Here is a 16,661-nt window from a genome sequence, read left to right on the forward strand (position 1 = left end):
ACAGCTGGGGTCCGCTCACAAGCGTGTTCGCCTGGCCGTGCAATGAGGGCACCAGTCTTAGGAGGACACGAAGATCCATGTCCAAGATCAAGGTTGAAGGCACCGTCGTTGAACTCGACGGCGACGAGATGACCCGGATCATCTGGCAGTTCATCAAGGACAAGCTGATCCACCCGTACCTCGACGTGAACCTCGAGTACTACGACCTCGGCATCGAATACCGCGACAAAACCGACGACCAGGTCACCGTCGACGCCGCCAACGCCATCAAACAGCACGGTGTCGGCGTCAAATGCGCGACGATCACCCCCGACGAGGCCCGGGTCAAGGAATTCGGCCTCAAGAAGATGTGGCGTTCGCCCAACGGCACCATCCGCAATATCCTCGGCGGCACCATCTTCCGCGCGCCGATCATCATCTCCAATGTTCCGCGTCTGGTACCGGGCTGGACCAAGCCGATCATCATCGGCCGTCACGCCTTCGGCGACCAGTACCGCGCCACCGACTTCAAGGTCTTCCAGGCCGGCACCGTCACCCTCACCTTCACCCCCGAGGACGGCAGCGAGCCCATCGTGCACGAGGTCGTGCAGATGCCCGAGGACGGCGGCGTCGTGATGGGTATGTACAACTTCAAGAAGTCCATCGAGGACTTCGCGCGCGCCTCGTTCAACTACGGGCTGCAGCAGAACTACCCCGTCTACATGTCGACCAAGAACACCATCCTCAAGGCCTACGACGGCATGTTCAAGGACACCTTCGAGGCGGTCTTCGAAGCCGAGTTCAAGAGCCAGTTCGAGGCGGCCGGCCTCACCTACGAGCACCGGCTGATCGACGATATGGTCGCCTCCTCCATGAAGTGGGAGGGCGGCTACGTCTGGGCCTGCAAGAACTACGACGGCGACGTCCAGTCCGATACGGTCGCGCAGGGCTTCGGGTCGCTCGGCCTGATGACCTCGGTGCTGCTGACCCCGGACGGCCGGACCTGTGAAGCCGAGGCCGCGCACGGCACGGTCACCCGGCACTATCGCCAGCACCAGCAGGGCAAGCCGACCTCGACCAACCCGATCGCGTCCATCTTCGCCTGGACCCGCGGCCTCGAGCACCGGGGCAAGCTGGACAACACCCCCGAGGTCATCGGTTTCGCCCAGACCCTCGAAGACGTGGTCATCAAGACGGTCGAGGGCGGGCAGATGACCAAGGATCTCGCGCTGCTGGTCGGCGGGGACCAGGGCTACCTCACCACCGAGGAGTTCCTGGCCGCGCTGGACGCCAACCTGGCCCGCGCGCTGAAGTAGGGCCGTTCGAAAACGACCTCGCCTCCAGGGGCGCCGGGCATGTGCACCTCGCGGGCCGGTTCCCGGGGGCGGGGTCGCCGGGGCCTCGCCGGTCGCGGCGGACCGGCGCCTGGTCTGCCCCGCGGCGGGTATGCCTCGGGATGGGAAGCCCTCGCTGATTGGTCGTCGCGGAATTCGCGGGCCAGTATTGCCCATGCCGTCACCGCCGCGCGAGTGCGCAAGCAATTCGAATTCCGCTCGTCGCATCCCCTCGGCGGGGTGGCGATGACCGAGGGGGTGCGCCGGGTCGTCGGGGAGGCTGTCAAGCGGCTCGGTGCGGTAGCCACCGGAACGGGTGGCGGGCTCCGGCGCTTCTATCGGAGGGCTCGCTCCGGGGTCGATGTCGATGTATCGGTGAAGACGAGCGCGGAGGCCGCCGGCCGCGACCTCGTTACGGACACCGAGGTGCGTACCGCGGGTGGTCGTCCGGTTGTCGCGACGTCACGTTTGATGTCGGTGGACGAATTCACTGCTCGTCTGCGCGCCGCCGAGCGTTCCGGAGAACCGGAGATCCGATCGCCGGCGGAGATGGACAGTGCGAAGAACGGTGTCGAGCTCCTGGTGTATCCGGATGGATTCGAGGTCGTACGCAAGGTCGACCTCGGCCCGGCCCGGCAGTCCGCCGAAATTCTCGCCGCCGCGGTCGGTCGTGCGATCGGCGCCCCGGTCGCGCCGGTGATCGCGGGAGAAGGTGGCGTTCTGCTCATGCAGCGACTGCCGGGGCGTGTCGTGCCCGGGACCCGCGTGGATCCCGGTGCTCGCGCTGCCATGGAGGCGGTCAAGGATTTACCCGGCGCCCGAAAACTCGGTGAACTGGATGTTCTCGTCCGCAACTGGGACCGGCCCAACAACTGGCTGCGCGACGGTGACCACGTCTATGGGTACGACCACGAGGAGGCGTTCCGTGCGGACCGTGACTTCGACTCGGAATCGAACCCCTTCACGAGCCACTACGCGACGCCGAGTCCTCGCGGCGCGCAAGAGTGGAACGAGTGGAAGCCCAATGATCTGAGCCGGACGGAATTGAGTCGGGACGCCGCCGAGATCGCCGCTCTGCGGCCACTGTTCGAAGAACATGCCCGGATGGACTGGGCCAAGGAAGGGGAGCCCCTGACCTGGTACGACGATATTGTCTCGCGGGTGGGTCGGTTGCGTGAGCATGCCACGCGGCCGTGACCGGTCCCGTCGTGAGAGCCCGGCGGTCACCGTCCGCGGCCGCATACGGATTTCGCTGGATCGCAGCGCGATGGGCCGAGAACTGGCAGGGTGTCAACAAGGTGGATGCGACGGTGCGTCCGCCCGGTGGTTTACACCGTAATGCTGCTGGTGATTCCGGAGGACGACGATGTTCGAATGGTCCGATACCGACCTGATGGTCCGCGACGCGGTGCGGACGTTCATCGATAAGGAAGTGCGCCCCCACCTGGACGCATTGGACAGCGGGGAGATGCTGCCCTATCCGGTTCTGCGCAAGCTGTACGCGGATTTCGGTATCGGTGCCATGGCCGAGGAAGCGCTGAACAAGCAGCTGGCGGCGAAACAGGCGGCCGCCGACGGGGCGGAGAAGCCGGCCGCGGCGGATAAGGAAGGGTCCGGCGGCGGTTTCGATCAGCAGACGATGATGGCCGTGCTGACCAGTGAACTCTCCGGCGTCTGTATGGGCCTGTGCAGTTCGCTCGGCGTGAGTACCGGACTCGGCGGCGCCACCATCCTCTCCCGCGGCACGCTTGCCCAGCAACAGCGCTGGGTGCCCGATATCGTCAGCCTCCGCAAGATCGCGTGCTGGGCCATCACCGAACCCGACTCCGGATCGGACGCGTTCGGCGGGATGAAGACCTACGTGCGACGCGACGGCGAGGACTACATCCTCAACGGTCAGAAGACATTCATCACCAACGGTCCCTTCGCCGACACCCTGGTCGTCTACGCGAAACTGGACGAGGGCGACGGCACCCCGTCCCGCGACCGCAAGGTGCTCACCTTCGTTCTCGACGCGGGTATGGAGGGGCTCACCCAGGGCAAACCGTTCAAGAAAATGGGTCTGCACGCCTCGCCCACCGGGGAACTGTTCTTCGACAACGTCCGCCTCGGCCGGGATCGGCTGCTCGGCGAGACCGAGGAACACCGCGGCGGCGACGGCCGGGAGAGCGCCAAATCCAGTTTCGTGGCCGAGCGGGTCGGTATCGGGTTCATGGCGCTGGGTGTGATCAACGAATGCCTGCGCCTGTGCACCGACTACGCCCGCAACCGGAAGCTGTGGGGTCAGGAGATCGGACGGTTCCAGCTCATCCAGCTCAAGCTGGCGAAGATGGAGGTCGCCCGGATCAATGTGCAGAACATGGTGTTCAACATCATCGAGCGTGGAAAGGCCGGTAAACCGTTGAGCCTTTCGGAGGCCTCGGCGGTGAAACTGTACTCGTCGGAGGTCGCGACCGAGGTCGCGATGGAGGCCGTGCAGCTGTTCGGCGGCAACGGCTACATGTCGGAATACCGGGTGGAGCAGTTGGCCCGCGACGCGAAATCGCTCATGATCTACGCGGGCAGCAACGAGATCCAGGTGACCCACGTGGCGAAGGGGCTGCTCGGAAACTGATACTCGACCGCCGCCGCCCGATCGCCACTGCACCGGGAAGCGCCCACCACCTCGGCGCCGAGTCTTGCGAGGTCCATACAGGGTCGAGGCCCGTCCCGCCCTTGGCCGGAGGTGCTCGATGGTCGCCCTCTATGGGCGGCCCACCGCACATTGCATGTGCCGAAGACACGAGTCCCGAGGCCGGAACGGCGGGACCGAGGGGGCCTCGACCCCGCGCCGCCGAGGCGGCGCCGATTACACAGCGCGCAGGTGGTCGCGGCTGGCGTAGATGTGTTCCGCTATGAGGTTCGCGATCCGATCGGGAGCCTCCAGCATGGGCACGTGGCCCGCCCGGCCGAGCAGGATCCGGTCCGCGGCCGGCGGCAGCTCACGGAGAAATCGGCCACCGTGTGCCCGGGCCGGGAGGACCCGGTCGGAATCGGCGAGGACCAGCCGGACCGGGGTCGTGATGTCGGACATATCCGCCAGCGACGGTCCGCGCAGCGTGCCGAGGGTGAGTGCGGGCAGCGCCGGGCAGTGCAGCGCGGCCAGGATCACCGCCGTGACGTCCGCACGGGAGACCGCCCGGGTGTTCTTGGTCAGCAGGTGCGCCATGGCCCATCGCAGGATCCGGCTCTCGGCGGGGGAATCGCCCAGCCGCCGCAGGATTGCGGCGATCGGAATCATCGGCGCGATCTCGGCGGCGGCGCGGAGCTGGAGCGGCGACGGGGTTTTCCAGCCGCCGGCCGGGGCGATCGCGGTGAGTGTGCGGGCGCGGCCGCGCCGCGCCAGTTCGAACCCCACCCAGCCGCCCAGGGAATTGCCGGCGATATGGCAGGTCCGCCAGCCGAGATCGTCCAGCTGCGCTTCGACCCGGTCGGCGAGGGTGGCGGCGGCGTACCGGCCGTCCGGGAATTCCGGCCCGCCCCAGTGACCGGCCAGGGCGGGAGCGAAGACCTCACAGCGGGCGGCCAGGAGGGTTGCCGTCCGCTCCCAGCAGTGCGGGGAGAGCAGCACTCCGTGCAGGAGCAGCAGCGGCGCGCCTGAACCCAGGTGCAGGGCCCCGACCGGCTCGGGCATCGCGGTCTCGGAGGTGCCTGACATCGATGTCGTCACCCCTTCCTGGCAAGTAGCGGTGACCTGTCATTGTACGGTCGATCGGTGCCGTACATCCTTTCCACTGTCAATGTCAACGGGGTCCGCGCGGCCGCGGGCAAGGGGCTGCTGGCCTGGCTGGCCCGGACCGAGGCCGATATCGTCTGCCTGCAGGAAACGCGGGCCGACGATGCCCAGGTGGCCGCCGCGCTCGCGCCCGCCCTGGCCGACGGCTGGTCTCTCGCCCACGCCGAGCCCGGCGCCAAGGGCCGTGCCGGGGTGGGGGTGCTGGCGCGGCGGCCGATGCGAGCGGTGCGGGTCGGAATCGAACCCGACAGTGAGTTCGCCGCCACCGGCCGCTACCTCGAGGTCGATTTCGACGAGGTGACCGTCGCGAGCGTGTACGTCCATACCGGAGAGGCAGATACGCCCCGGCAGGACGAGAAGTATCGTTTCCTCGACGAACTCGCCGCCCGGATGTCCAGCCGCACCGGAGCTTTCGTCATCGCCGGCGACTGGAATATCGCGCACACCGAACGAGACCTGAAGAACTGGAAGGGAAACCTGAAGAAATCCGGTTTCCTGCCCGCCGAACGGGCCTGGCTGGACCGGCAACTGGCGGCCGGATACGTCGATGTCGTCCGGGAACTTCACCCGGAGGGTGACGGTCCGTTCAGCTGGTGGTCGTATCGTGGGCGCGCGTTCGACAACGACACCGGCTGGCGGATCGACTACCAGCTGGCGACACCGCAGGCCGCCGAACGGGCGAAGCAGGCGGTGGTCGAACGTGCCGCGACCTACGCGGAACGCTGGTCGGACCATGCTCCGGTGACCGTCCAGTATCGATGAGGGGGTAGTCGTGCGTGCGAAAGTTGTGAAGGTCCTCTCCGCGCTGAGTGCGGTGGTCGTGGCTGTCGTGGTCGCCCTGCTCAGCAGTCAGGCCGGAGAGGACAGCGGTTCCACCGACGCGGCGGCACGGTCGGAGACCGCGGCGGCCGCCACGTCGGTCGCGCCGAAGCCTGCACCGGGCCGGACCACGGCGTCCGATGCCCCGGTGGTGTCGAAGGTGGCCGGGGTGCCCGACCGGGCCTACGCCACACTCGCGGAGATCGATGCCGGGCGCTGGCCCGATTCGGCGAACGCCCCGGGCACCAAGGGCGGTATTCGGTTCGGGAACCGGGAGGGCCGCCTGCCCGCCGCGGATTCCGCGGGCAAGGCAGTCGAGTACCAGGAGTGGGATGTGAACCCGAAGAAACCGGGGCAGTCCCGCGACGCCGAACGCATTGTCACCGGCAGCGACGGCTCCGCCTGGTACACCGGTGACCACTACGACACCTTCACCAGGATGCGCTGATGGCCGAACCTGTCCTGCTGGCCGATTTCCTCACCCGCCCGCACCACGGGTCGGCAGCCACCGCCGCACTGCCGGTCGTGGGTGTGGCGGCCGTGGACGCCGCCGAGTTCAGCCGGGTGCGCTACGGCGCGCCCGCCGGCTACCGGGTGCGCGAAGTCCGCGGCAGCCGGATGCGCACAGTCCCGGCGTTGTTCGACGAATTCGCCGCGGCACTGCAATTCCCGTACTACTTCCGGCCGAACAAGGACGCGTTCGACGAATGCCTGTTCAACCTCGAGGATCTGCTCGGGGACGCCACCGGCTATGTGGTGGCCGTCCGTGATGCCGGGCAACTGCTCGCGGACGCGCCGGGGGAGCGGGAGTGGTTCGGTTCGGTGCTCGTCGAATGCGCGGAATTCTGGGCCTCGCGGGAGGTGGCGTTCCGGGTCGTCCTGCAGGGGGCGCCGGAGGGGCTGACCGCGGTCCCGGTCCGCGTCTGATCGCCCACCGCGGAGCGGTTCAGTCGCCGGGGTGCGCGAAGTCCTCGCCGAGCAGGACGAAGACATCGGTGGTGTAATCGATCAACTCGTCGCGGCTGATCGGCAGATCACCGCGCACCCAGCCGGTCAGTGTCTGGACCAGCCCACCTACCAGATAGGTGGCCCGGAAATCGATCACCGGGTCCGGCGCCGGGTCGGTGACCCCGTAGAACTCGATCCCCTCACTGGCCACCAGCCGGGCGAATACCCGGATGGTCTCGGTGGTGCGCGCCCGTAACTGCGGGGTCGCCATCGCGGCGACCATGGTGACCTCGGTTTTGCGGGGATCGTCGGTGAGTAGATGGATACCCGCGGTGATGGCCGCGTGCGCCTTGGCCCGCGAATCGTCACCGGCTGTCTGCAGGGCCGCCGCGATCGCGATCACCAGTTCCTCGGCGATTCGGTCGACCAGCGCGGTGAGTACGTCGTCGCGGCTGCCGAAACTCTCGTAGTAGTAGCGCTCGTTGAGCCCGGCTTCCGAGCACATCCCCGAGACGGTGAGCTTGTCCAGTCCCTGGGTGCCGATGATCTCGAGTGCCGCATCGAGCAACGCGGTGCGCCGTTGGACCCGCCGTTCCTCCGCGGACAAACCGCCATACGTGCGCTGCGCTGCCATAGCCCGAGTTTATTGGTCCGCGCCGGGTAAGCAGGTGCCGGTCGCCGCACCTCGCTCCCGCGATCAACCGAGCACGACAACCACCGTACCGCGGAAGCACCCCCACTTTGGTAACAGCTCTTGCCAGAAATGGAGCAACTGGTGGATGCTATTGCCAGATGCGGGTGCGCAGTGCTCGACGTGGAGCGGACCAGGAGGCTCGGATGGCCGTGGACACCGGATACTTTTCCGACGACTCGATGATCAGGCGGGTGATGCGCAAACGCGCCGTCGGCCTCACCTACGGGTTGCGGGCGTTGGTGATCGGCGCGGTGAACCCGCTGCTCTATGTGGGGACCGCCGAATCGACCGAGCATCGCGACACCCCCTACACCCGGCTCGCGCTGACCGGGAAACTTTTCGAAGCCGTCTTCTTCGGCACCCGGCAGGAGGCCGACCGGGCGCTGGAGTTCACCGGCAAGAAGCACGCGAAGGTGAAGGGCCGGCTACCCGAGGACGCGGGCGCGCGCCACCCGGCGGGGTCGGCCTATTCCGCCTACGACCCGCACCTGAGCTTCATGACCATGGCGTTCACCTTCGAATCGGCGGAGGTCATGTACGACCTGCTGGTCCGGCGGCTCAGCGATACCGAACGCGAGGACCTATACCAGGACTATGTGCGCTGGGGCGAGCTGTTCGGTATGCCGCGCGCGGCGGCGCCGGTCGACTACCGGGCATTCCGGGCGTACTTCGACAGCTACCTGGCCTCCGACGAACTGTTCCTCACCGACGAGGCGCGCAAGGTGGGCAATTATCTGTCCGGGCATGTGGTGCCGTATCCGCAGCGTGCGCCCGGGCGGCAGGTGAGTTCGGCGTACTACCTGCTGGTCCAGGGCAGTCTGCCGGCGCGGATCCGCGAGATGTACGGAATCGAGTGGAAGCGGACCGACGAGATCGCCTACCGCGGATTGGCGCAGTCGGTGCGCAATGCGCACAGTGTGCCCTCGGTGCTGGTACCGCGACCGGTGAAAACCGCCCTCAACGGCCCCAGCGCACCGGTGTACCGGCTGATCACGCAACAGGAACAGCGTCTGGCCCGGGAGGGCAAGCGGAGTATGCCGGGAATTGATCCACGCAAGTGGGCGGAGCGAAATTCGGCTCGACCCGCATGCCAAAATCATGGGCATGTCCAGTCCTGCCCAGACCCCGGCCGCCGGGGAACGTAAACAGCGAGTGCTCTCCGGTATCCAGCCGACCAGTGCCTCGTTCCACCTCGGGAACTATCTCGGTGCCCTGCAGTACTGGGTCAATATGCAGGACGACTACGACACGCTGTACTTCATCCCGAATATGCATGCGATCACGGTGGCGCAGGATCCCAAGGAACTGCGCCGCCGGACCCGGGTCGCCGCGGCCCAGCTGCTGGCGCTGGGTATCGACCCCCGGCGCTCGACGCTGTTCGTGCAGTCGCAGGTGCCCGAGCACGCCGAACTGACCTGGGTGCTGAACTGCGTCACCGGGTTCGGCGAGGCGAGCCGGATGACACAGTTCAAGGACAAGTCGGTGAAACAGGGGGCGGAGAACACCACCGTCGGCCTGTTCACCTATCCGGTGCTGATGGCGGCCGATATCCTGCTCTACCGGGCGCACCAGGTGCCGGTCGGGGAGGACCAGCGCCAGCATCTGGAACTCACCCGCAATCTCGCGCAGCGGTTCAACACCCGCTTCAAGAAGACCTTCGTGGTCCCGGAGGCCCATATCGTCAAAGGCACCGCCAAGATCTACGACCTGCAGGATCCCACCGCGAAGATGAGCAAATCCGCGAGTTCGGACGCGGGTCTGATCAACCTCCTCGACGACCCGAAGGTGACGGCTAAGAAGGTGCGCTCGGCGGTCACCGATACCGAGCGCGAGATCCGCTACGACGTCGAGCACAAGCCCGGCGTCAGCAATCTGCTGGTGATCCTGTCGGCGCTGACCGAGACGCCGATCGTGACGCTGGAGAAGGGCTACACCGGCCGCGGGTACGGCGACCTGAAAGCCGACGTCGCCGACGCACTGACCGAATTTGTCACGCCCTTGCGTGCGAAAGTGGAAGAGTACATGGCGGATCAGGGTGAACTCGATCGCATACTCGCCACGGGAGCCGAGCGTGCGCGCGAGATCGCCGGCAACACTCTCGCACAGGTTTACGACCGGGTCGGGTTCCTGACCCACTGATACCGGCCGCCGGCCGTGCGTGTGGCGATGAGGGGCGCGAACAGTGCAGGTGATCGATAACGGTAAGGCCGCAGTCCAGCGCATGATCGGAGAGCGGCCGTGGCTCGACCATCTGGTCCGCGCGGCCGGGAGATATCAGAATCAGCGCGGCGACTACTACGCGGCGGGTATCACGTATTTCACTGTGCTGTCGCTGTTCCCGTTGCTGATGATCGCCTTCGCCATCGCGGGCTTCGTGCTGGCGGGCAACGCCGAGCTACTCGGCGAACTGCAGGACAAGGTCGTCGAGAACATCCCGGGTGAGATGGGGGATCAACTCAACGACCTGATCGACCAGGCGGTGAACTCCCGCGGGACGGTGGGTGTGCTCGGTCTGCTCACCGGGCTGTACTCCGGCCTCGGCTGGATGGCGAACCTGCGCAAAGCGCTGACCGAACAGTGGGAGCAGCCCTCGGACGAGGACAACTGGCTGCGCACCAAGGTGTCGGACCTGGGCGCGCTGCTGGGTCTGTTCCTCGCCCTGGTGGTGTCGCTGGGGTTGTCGGCGGTGGCGTCGAGCCGGCTCGGGGTGCAACTGCTCGAACTGCTGGGTCTGCACGAGATGCCCGGGGTGCGCTGGCTGCTGTGGCTGCTGTCCACCCTGCTCGCCATGGTGGCCTCGTGGGCGCTGTTCGCCTGGATCATCGCCCGGCTGCCGCGGGAGCCGGTCACCCTGCGCAGCGCCCTGAAGGCCGCCGCGCTGGCGGCGGTGGGCTTCGAGGTCTTCAAGAATATCGCCGGGATCTATATGCGGTCGGTGCTGAACAGCCCGGCCGGCGCCGCCTTCGGTTCGATCATCGGCATCATGGTGTTCAGTTACGTGGTCTATCGGATCATTCTGTTCGCCACGGCCTGGGCGGCGACCGCGCGGGAGAACGAGCAGCCGGCCTCGGTGCCGGTGCCCGGGCCGGCGCTGATCCGGCCGCGCATGGACAGTGGCCGGCCGGGATTTTTCGGTGGTGCCGCGCTGTTCGGCGTCGGCGCGCTCGCCACGCTGGGTATCACCCGGCTGCGCCGCCGCCGGCGCGACTAGCGGCACGTGCCGGCGGGCGTAACTCGGCGGATCACCGGCTGTTCGGCCATATTTCACCCCGGCGGACCACACCCGAACTGTGGGCGACTTCCGTGTCGACACCGATGTCGAATCGGTCCTTCTGCCGGGATTGTCCGGTCGTAATGGCCCGTTCGAATGCCTGGGTATCGCCGCGGATATGTACTCATACACCCGGATGCGGATATTTCGGATCGCGTGACGGATGTTCCGTGCCGAGGCTTGTCCTATCGTCCGATTCGAGGTAGCTCGATTCCCGGAAATTCGCCGGGGCGCACAGCGTTCGGCATGCTGCCGAGTAGAGGAGGACCCGGTGGGTTCCGAGGCGTCGACCCGGCATCCCGCACCCGCGGTGGTGCGCCCGGCGGATTCGAGGCGGAGTTTTCGTTGGCCGTCGCGTTAGCAGGCAAGCGGAAGACACCGTCGTTTCCCGCGGAAGTATGGATCGTTTCGATCACCACCTTTCTGAGCAGGTCGGTCGGCTTTCTGGCGCTGTTCTCGACGGTGTTCTACACATCGATGGGGCTGAGCCCTTCGGCGCTGACCCTCGCATTGTTCGCGGGTGGTTTCGCCGGAGTGCTCGGCTCGGTCGCCGGCGGCTGGTTCGCCGCCCGTTTCGGCTCCACCGATGTGCTGATCGCCGGTTCCGTGCTCAATGTTCCGCTGCTGTACCTGCTCGGTATGTCGACGACCGATCCGGTACCGGCCATTGTGCTCGCATCGCTGAGTGTGGCGGTGACGCAATCGTTCTCGGGACCGGCGGCGGCGTTGGTGACGGGATCGGCCTATGAGGGAAATACCGTCACGGTGGTCGCTTTCCACCGCATTTTCCTCAGCAGCGGCGTCACGGTCGCCCCGATCATGGTTTCCGCGGTGGGGGAGCACAACTTCTCCATGTTGTTCTCGCTGTCCGCCTTCGGCTCACTGGGCACCGCCGCGTTCCTGTTCTCCGAACGCTCCAGGCTGCGCGGCGCCGAGGCGCTGGCGGCGGCACGGGAACGGAACGCGTCCGCGCCCGATCCGATCTCCGATACCGCCGCGGCGGCGCCGCACGACCCGTCCCGCGTTTCGCGACTGTGGGCGGTGGTCGTGGTATTCGGCACGGCCATGGCGGTCTACGCGCAGAGTATGAGCGGAATTCCGCTGTCGGTCGAGAAGGTTTCCCACGATGGCCGGCTCTACAGCGTCCTGCTCATCATCAATTCGCTATTCATCATCTTCTTCGAGCTGCCGATCAGCACCCTGACTGCCAGGCTGAACTGGAACTACGCGCTGGGTCTGGGGATATTCGTCACCGGGCTCGGGCTCGCTGTCTGCGGCGCGGGTTCGAGCTGGACCGTGTGTATTGCCGGATTCGTGCTCTTCTCGCTGGGCGAGGCGATATTCATCCCACAGGCGAGCGCTTCGATCGCCGATATCTCGACGCCCTCGGAGAACCCCCGGTATCAGGGTTATCTGTCGGCCGCCCAGTCGTTCGGATTCGCCGTGGGTCCCGGTCTCGGCGCTTTCGGGGTGCTACACGACAGCGCGCTGTACTGGACGCTCGTCATCCAGATCTCGTTCGCCGCGGGCGCGGTGGCGGTAGTTGCAGGAATGTCCAAGAACAGGAGTTCGGTTCGTGTCGGATAATTCGGTATTGATCGTGGATCCCGTGAGCTCGGGAAGGCTGTATCCCCGGGTGCTCCAGCAGTACGGCATCGAACCCGTTCTCCTGGATACCGATCATGCCCTGGTATCGGGATTCCGAACCGCTCCCACGGCGGGAGCGGTGGATTTCGCCGCCGATCTGGGGAATTCCTATGAAGCGCTGCTGCGCCTGTGCGCGCAACGGTCGGTCGCCTATGTCGTCGCCGGATCCGAACCCGGTGTCGAATTGGCCGAGCGATTACGCGCCGATATTCCGGGGTGCCCGGCCGGCGAGAGGGTCTTGCCGCAGCGAAGATGGGACAAGCAGTACATGTTCGAGGCCCTGGCCGCCGCCGGGATCCCGACTCTGACCACCCGGGCCGTTCCCGCGGGTCACACCGCCGTACCGGCCGAAGCGGTGGCCGAACTACGCGCGGGCCGCAAACTGGTGGTGAAACCGGCCCGGGGCGCCGCTTCCGTCGGCGTCCGGCTGGTCGAGACGCCCGGCCAACTGGCCGAGGCGGTCGCCGAGATCACCGACCGCGCCGGCTTCTTCGGCGGTACCTCGGCCGCCCTCATCCAGGAAATGTATCCCGCCCCCCGGGTGGAATACGCCGTGGACACCTTCTCCACCCCGGCCGGTCACGAAATCGTCTGCGTCACCGTGTACGACAAATGGGTTTCGGAGTCCGGCGACTTCGTCTACGAGAAGGGTCGCTGGCTCGACCACGACGAGCCGATCGTGCGGGAACTGGCCGCCTACGCGCGCCGGGTGCTCGATGCTCTGGGTATGCGGATCGGGCCCGCGCACATGGAGATCATGTCCGGCCCGCCGGGCCCCCGGCTGATCGATTTCGGGGCGCGCGCCCACGGGATCGGTCATCCGCTGCACACTCATGCGCTGACCGGCAATTCGCAGATCCATCGCGAAAGCGAGTACATCGCCGAACTGTTCGGCATGCGTGCGCCGGTGGCGCAGCGCGACAGCGGCTATGCGCTGTCCCGGCGCGGTGCGCTGGTGCTGCTCAGTGTCGAGCGGGAGGCACGGTACCTGGGCGGAGCCGACGCGGAACTGGCGGACCTACCCGGTGTGCAGGAGGTCCGGATGGCGGCCGAGCCGGGACGGACCTATCCGGCCACCAAGTCCATGATGGATTCGGTGGCGCTCGGCCTGGTGTTCGTGGTCGCGGATACCGGCGACGAACTCGATTTCCGGTGCGCCGAGGTCCGCAAGCGGGCCGGCGACTTCTTCACCACCGACTGATCCGTACCGGCCGGGGGTGGTGAGGACCCCCGGCCGGCCCTCTCGGCGGGAAACTCCGGTCAGCGGTGACGGGTGCGCACGTGCCAGGTACCGAGCAGCAGGATCGGGACCAGGATCAGGCCCCCGACCATGAGCAGCATCCACAGTTCTTCGAACTGTCCACCGCTCGGGCCCTGCGCCGAATACGCCACCGCGTCCTGTGGCGGCACCGCGAGCCCGGGTGCGCCGAGCTCGGATTCGTCGTCGTCGCCGGGGATATCACCGACTTGTGCCTCCGGCCCGAGCGCGAAACCGTAGTCGAGCAATCGGGCCGCCTGCTCCCACGGGCGGATCGGCAGGACATCGGCCTGGAGCAGGGTCACCGCGAGCCTGCGGCCGTCGCGCTCGGCGGCGGCGACGAATGTCTGGCGGGCGTCGTCGGTATAACCGGTCTTTCCGCCCAGCGCACCGGGATAGTTGTAGAGCAGTCCGTTGTCGTTCGCGATCGGGAAGCCGGGATGGTCCTGATCGCCGGGGATGCGCGGGTCCGGCGGGTAACCGGGGAAATCGAACTGTTCGGTGTGGATCATCTCCGCGAACAGCGGGATGGACATGGCTTCCCGGAACAGCAGCGACAGGTCGTAGGCCGAGGTGCTCATCCCGGGGCCGTCCAGACCGGACGGGGTGGCCGCGCGAGTGTCGTAGGCGTGCAGTGATTTCGCGAGATCGTTCATTTTGATCACCGCCACGTCGTCGCCGCCCAGTTGAGCGGCCAGCGCGTGGGCGGCGTCGTTACCCGAGGCCATCACCAGGGCGTGCAGCAATTGCCGGTTGGTGTAGCGGCCGCCCGGTCCGATCCCGACGCGGGTGCCCTCGACATCGGCGTCGGCCTGGGTGCCCACCACGACCTTGTCCAGATCCAGGGTGCGCAGCGCGACGATCGAGAGCAGCACCTTGATGGTGCTGGCCGGGCGGTACCGGCCGTGCGGGTCCTTGGTGGCCAGGACCGCGCCGGTGTCCAGGTCCGAGACCATCCAGGCGGTCGCGGAGATATCCGCGGGCAGTGGCGGGGCGCCGCTGGGCACGACCACACCGCATTCGCCCAGCCGTTTCCCGCCGATCGGGGAGTTGGGGACCGACAGCGGTGTCGGCGCCGATTCGCCGGGTTCCGGGACCTCGGAGGCGTCGATCGCCGGCGGCGGCTGGGTCTTCTGCGGGCACGTATCGGTGACCGGGGTGGTGAACGGAGGGGTGGTGGGTGGCGCGGGCTGCGCTGCCGCGCTCCCGCAGACGGTGAGCGGTCCGGCCGCGAGAGCCGCGGCGGAGAGCACCGAACCGAGGAGCCGGGCGGTGCGCTGATGTAGCTGCCTGTTGTACATATCGACGCCGAGCCTAGAATCCCGGCGCGCGAGATGTGCGCCACGGGCTCCCACCGATGGTTTCCGGACCGACCGGTATCACGGGTGCCGATTCAGCCCAGCAGCACCGCGTAGCCCGGTTTGATGATGTCGTCGATGATCCGCAGCCGCTCCGGGAACGGGATGAACGCCGATTTCATCGCGTTGATGGTGAACCGTTCCAGATCGCTCCAGCCGTAGCCGAAGGTCTGGTGCAGTTTGAGCATCTCCCGGCTCATGCTGGTATCGCTCATCAGACGATTGTCGGTGTTCACCGTGACCCGGAAGCGCAGCCGCGCCAGCAGGTCGAACGGGTGTTTGTCCAGTGAGGGCACCGCGCCGGTCTGCACGTTCGACGAGGGGCACAGCTCGAGCGGCACGCGGGTGTCGCGCACATACGCCGCCAGCCGCCCCAGCCGGGCGTGCTCGATCGCGCCCGGCACCTCGATATCGTCGAGGATCCGGACGCCGTGCCCGAGCCGGTCGCAGCCACAGAACGCCAGCGCCTCGTGGATGGACGGCAGACCGAAGGCCTCACCCGCGTGGATGGTGAAATGCGCATTGTTGACCCGCATGTACTCGAAGGCGTCCAGATGCCGGGTGGGCGGGTATCCGGCCTCCGCACCCGCGATATCGAAACCGCAGACGCCCTGGTCGCGGAAGCGGACGGCCAGTTCCGCGATCTCCCGGGATCGCGCCGCGTGCCGCATGGCGGTCAGCAGACAGCGCACCACGATGGGCTGCCCGGCCGCCGCGGCGGCCGCCTCGCCCGCTGCGAAACCGGCCAGAACGTGTTCGACCACTTCGTCGAGTGTCAAGTCTTTGTCGAGGTGTTGTTCGGGCGCGAACCGCACCTCGGCGTAGACGACCCCGTCCGCGGCCAGATCCTCGGCGCATTCGCGGGCCACCCGGTGCAATCCCTGCGGAGTCTGCATCACCGCGACCGTATGGGTGAAGGTTTCCAGATAGCGCTCCAGCGAGCCGCTGTCGGCCGCGTCCCGGAACCAGCGCGCCAGGGATTCGGCATCCGTCGCGGGTAACCGGTCGTATCCGCAGTCCGCGGCCAGTTCGAGCACGGTGGCGGGCCGCAGACCGCCGTCGAGATGATCGTGCAGCAGCGCCTTCGGGGCCCGGCGCAATGTGGCGAGATCCAGCGGCAGAGGTCCGGTCATATGCCGACGGTATCGCCGAATGTCGCGTCGGTCAGCCGGACGGCCGGAAAGGTTCCACCTCTTCGACGGGCGCTCACCTCGAATTCCCCTCATAGTCAGCGGCCGGTCGCGGGTGGAGGCGCCCGGTGTCCGGCCCGGATCGGGCAGACGGGTGACCGGAACCCCGGCGCGGCGACCAGTGCTGCCTGGTGTGCGGCGCGTCGGTGCCGACCCGGTCGAGGACGAGTAGGCCCGGCGCGGGCCGGTCGACGGATCCGGTCTCCACCGTGATCGCCTCGGCCAGGGCCTCGAATGCGCGGGGGAACGCCTCCGGGGTGTCGGTGTGCAGCGTGAGCAGCGGTTGTCCGGCGGTGACCGGGTCGCCGGGGGCCGCGTGCCACTGGACGCCGGCGGCGGCCTGGACCGGGTCGCCCTGGCGGGCGCGGCCGGCGCCCAGGCGCCAGGC

15 protein-coding genes and 1 pseudogene are annotated in these 16,661 nt (G+C 67.3%); 11 read left to right on the forward strand and 5 right to left on the reverse strand.

From position 1 onward, the window contains the following. The first annotated feature begins 77 nt into the window (after positions 1 to 77). The 3 genes from ON38_RS04605 (at position 78) to ON38_RS04615 (ending at position 3,927) form a co-directional block, all read left to right on the forward strand. The gene (locus ON38_RS04605; protein ID WP_039822620.1) at positions 78 to 1,295 is read left to right on the forward strand and encodes an NADP-dependent isocitrate dehydrogenase; all 1,218 of its coding nucleotides are present in this window, start codon (positions 78 to 80) and stop codon (positions 1,293 to 1,295) included. A 213-nt stretch (positions 1,296 to 1,508) separates the two neighbouring features. Then, on the forward strand, positions 1,509 to 2,510 hold the full coding sequence (locus ON38_RS04610; RefSeq protein WP_039822622.1) for a hypothetical protein: 1,002 nt from the start codon (positions 1,509 to 1,511) through the stop codon (positions 2,508 to 2,510). A 169-nt stretch (positions 2,511 to 2,679) separates the two neighbouring features. Further along, positions 2,680 to 3,927, forward strand: coding sequence for an acyl-CoA dehydrogenase family protein (locus ON38_RS04615; RefSeq protein ID WP_039822623.1), 1,248 nt, complete (start codon positions 2,680 to 2,682; stop codon positions 3,925 to 3,927). A 234-nt stretch (positions 3,928 to 4,161) separates the two neighbouring features. Here the strand turns inward: ON38_RS04615 and ephH are convergent, their stop codons facing one another. Then, entirely contained in the window at positions 4,162 to 5,010 is an 849-nt protein-coding gene (gene ephH, locus ON38_RS04620) for an epoxide hydrolase EphH (protein WP_051164373.1), read from the reverse strand. Positions 5,011 to 5,067: 57 nt separating this feature from the next. Between ephH and ON38_RS04625 the strand changes: the two genes are divergently transcribed. Genes ON38_RS04625 through ON38_RS04635 form a run of 3 tightly spaced genes read left to right on the forward strand, consistent with a single transcriptional unit; the run spans position 5,068 to position 6,834 of the window. Continuing rightward, on the forward strand, positions 5,068 to 5,850 hold the full coding sequence (locus tag ON38_RS04625) for an exodeoxyribonuclease III (protein WP_039822625.1): 783 nt from the start codon (positions 5,068 to 5,070) through the stop codon (positions 5,848 to 5,850). A gap of 10 nt (positions 5,851 to 5,860) precedes the next feature. After that, positions 5,861 to 6,355, forward strand: coding sequence for a guanyl-specific ribonuclease (locus tag ON38_RS04630; protein WP_039822626.1), 495 nt, complete (start codon positions 5,861 to 5,863; stop codon positions 6,353 to 6,355). After that, on the forward strand, positions 6,355 to 6,834 hold the full coding sequence (locus tag ON38_RS04635; protein WP_039822627.1) for a barstar family protein: 480 nt from the start codon (positions 6,355 to 6,357) through the stop codon (positions 6,832 to 6,834). Before ON38_RS04630 ends, ON38_RS04635 begins: the two co-directional genes overlap by 1 nt. 19 nt (positions 6,835 to 6,853) lie before the next feature. Here ON38_RS04635 and ON38_RS04640 read toward each other — a convergent pair whose 3' ends face one another. Then, on the reverse strand, positions 6,854 to 7,489 hold the full coding sequence (locus ON38_RS04640; protein ID WP_039822631.1) for a TetR/AcrR family transcriptional regulator: 636 nt from the start codon (positions 7,487 to 7,489) through the stop codon (positions 6,854 to 6,856). A 203-nt stretch (positions 7,490 to 7,692) separates the two neighbouring features. Here ON38_RS04640 and ON38_RS04645 point away from each other — a divergent pair, with 203 nt between their 5' ends. From ON38_RS04645 to ON38_RS33930, 5 genes are all read left to right on the forward strand, one after another. Further along, the gene (locus ON38_RS04645) at positions 7,693 to 8,694 is read left to right on the forward strand and encodes an oxygenase MpaB family protein (RefSeq protein WP_083872249.1); all 1,002 of its coding nucleotides are present in this window, start codon (positions 7,693 to 7,695) and stop codon (positions 8,692 to 8,694) included. Continuing rightward, entirely contained in the window at positions 8,654 to 9,688 is a 1,035-nt protein-coding gene (gene trpS / locus ON38_RS04650; RefSeq protein ID WP_039822632.1) for a tryptophan--tRNA ligase, read from the forward strand. The genes ON38_RS04645 and trpS overlap by 41 nt, the downstream gene beginning before the upstream one ends. A 43-nt stretch (positions 9,689 to 9,731) precedes the next feature. Beyond that, a complete protein-coding gene (gene yhjD, locus ON38_RS04655; RefSeq protein ID WP_039822633.1) occupies positions 9,732 to 10,760 on the forward strand; it encodes an inner membrane protein YhjD in 1,029 nt (342 codons plus the stop codon). A gap of 405 nt (positions 10,761 to 11,165) precedes the next feature. Then, a complete protein-coding gene (locus tag ON38_RS04660) occupies positions 11,166 to 12,407 on the forward strand; it encodes an MFS transporter (protein WP_039822634.1) in 1,242 nt (413 codons plus the stop codon). Between the two features lie 22 nt (positions 12,408 to 12,429). Continuing rightward, complete coding sequence (locus ON38_RS33930) at positions 12,430 to 13,668, forward strand: ATP-grasp domain-containing protein (protein WP_157181664.1); 1,239 nt, start codon at positions 12,430 to 12,432, stop codon at positions 13,666 to 13,668. Between the two features lie 59 nt (positions 13,669 to 13,727). On the opposite strand, the gene ON38_RS04670 is transcribed toward ON38_RS33930, so the two are convergent. The 3 genes and pseudogenes from ON38_RS04670 to ON38_RS37375 all read right to left on the reverse strand — a co-directional run. Next, on the reverse strand, positions 13,728 to 15,026 hold the full coding sequence (locus ON38_RS04670; protein WP_051164376.1) for a D-alanyl-D-alanine carboxypeptidase family protein: 1,299 nt from the start codon (positions 15,024 to 15,026) through the stop codon (positions 13,728 to 13,730). Positions 15,027 to 15,118: 92 nt separating this feature from the next. Then, positions 15,119 to 16,216, reverse strand: coding sequence for an adenosine deaminase (locus ON38_RS04675; RefSeq protein ID WP_039822635.1), 1,098 nt, complete (start codon positions 16,214 to 16,216; stop codon positions 15,119 to 15,121). 73 nt (positions 16,217 to 16,289) lie between these two features. Next, positions 16,290 to 16,661 (reverse strand): annotated as a pseudogene (locus ON38_RS37375) (hypothetical protein); the annotation flags it as partial.

Source organism: Nocardia testacea NBRC 100365 (assembly GCF_000308775.1).
Classification (GTDB): Bacteria; Actinomycetota; Actinomycetes; order Mycobacteriales; family Mycobacteriaceae; genus Nocardia; species Nocardia testacea.

Excerpts from the sequence above, each read along its gene's own strand:
- ON38_RS04605 (WP_039822620.1), top strand. The coding sequence starts at position 78 with ATGTCCAAGATCAAGGTTGAAGGCACCGTCGTTGAACTCGACGGCGAC.
- ON38_RS04615 (WP_039822623.1), top strand. The coding sequence starts at position 2,680 with ATGTTCGAATGGTCCGATACCGACCTGATGGTCCGCGACGCGGTGCGG.
- ephH (WP_051164373.1), bottom strand. The coding sequence starts at position 5,010 with ATGTCAGGCACCTCCGAGACCGCGATGCCCGAGCCGGTCGGGGCCCTG.
- ON38_RS04635 (WP_039822627.1), top strand. The coding sequence starts at position 6,355 with ATGGCCGAACCTGTCCTGCTGGCCGATTTCCTCACCCGCCCGCACCAC.
- ON38_RS04640 (WP_039822631.1), bottom strand. The coding sequence starts at position 7,489 with ATGGCAGCGCAGCGCACGTATGGCGGTTTGTCCGCGGAGGAACGGCGG.
- ON38_RS04645 (WP_083872249.1), top strand. The coding sequence starts at position 7,693 with ATGGCCGTGGACACCGGATACTTTTCCGACGACTCGATGATCAGGCGG.
- trpS (WP_039822632.1), top strand. The coding sequence starts at position 8,654 with ATGTCCAGTCCTGCCCAGACCCCGGCCGCCGGGGAACGTAAACAGCGA.
- ON38_RS04670 (WP_051164376.1), bottom strand. The coding sequence starts at position 15,026 with ATGTACAACAGGCAGCTACATCAGCGCACCGCCCGGCTCCTCGGTTCG.
- ON38_RS04675 (WP_039822635.1), bottom strand. The coding sequence starts at position 16,216 with ATGACCGGACCTCTGCCGCTGGATCTCGCCACATTGCGCCGGGCCCCG.